The organism is Streptomyces milbemycinicus, assembly GCF_002154605.1.
Lineage (GTDB): Bacteria > Actinomycetota > Actinomycetes > Streptomycetales > Streptomycetaceae > Streptomyces > Streptomyces milbemycinicus.
The window spans coordinates 1-520 of sequence record NZ_MUNE01001239.1 but is presented as its reverse complement, the minus strand read 5'-3'; the positions used below and the strand labels follow the sequence as shown (position 1 = coordinate 520).

Annotated in this window: 1 protein-coding gene and 1 pseudogene; one reads left to right on the top strand and one right to left on the bottom strand. The window is 68.3% G+C overall.

The window, feature by feature from the left end; genetic code table 11:
* Positions 1–142: pseudogene (locus CCN51_RS59040) on the bottom strand (MBL fold metallo-hydrolase); the annotation flags it as partial.
* An 85-nt stretch (positions 143–227) separates the two neighbouring features.
* Between CCN51_RS59040 and CCN51_RS52355 the strand changes: the two are divergent.
* On the top strand, positions 228–520 hold a 293-nt coding region (locus tag CCN51_RS52355), incomplete at its 3' end, for an ABATE domain-containing protein (protein ID WP_211303364.1).

The window sequence follows — 520 nt, the reverse complement described above, 5'->3', positions numbered from 1 at the left end:
GGCCGCCCGGCACGTGGTAGTCACGGGGCTCGTCGAAGGTCGGGTCGGTCAGGAATCGCAGGCCCCCGTATTCGAAAAGGGCCGTCGGGCCGCCAAAGACGCGGATGGGGATCTGCTCAGTGGGCATACGGGTACCAGGCATCAAAACCTCACGGATGTAGAGCGGCTTATCCGTGAGGGACGATAGCCGTGTCTCACGGATGAACACAAGCCGTACCATGACAGCCATGAGCGAGACCCCGACCGCCGAATCCGTGCCACCGCCCGCGCCGGGGGCGGAGGAATACCTCGCCCTCGACTTCGCCAACAGCGCCATCGCGCTGCCCGGTGGGCACTTCATCGATCTCCTCGGCACCCCCGAGGCCACGAATCGTTGGCTCACCGAACGCGGCCTCGCACCGGCCGACGCAGGGGTGCAGGAGATGTGCGCGGCGCAGCTGCGCTCCCTTCGCGAACACCTCAGATCGCTGTTCGCCGCCCGCGTTGCCGGGCTGCCCGCCCTGCCCGCGGCGCTGTCCGC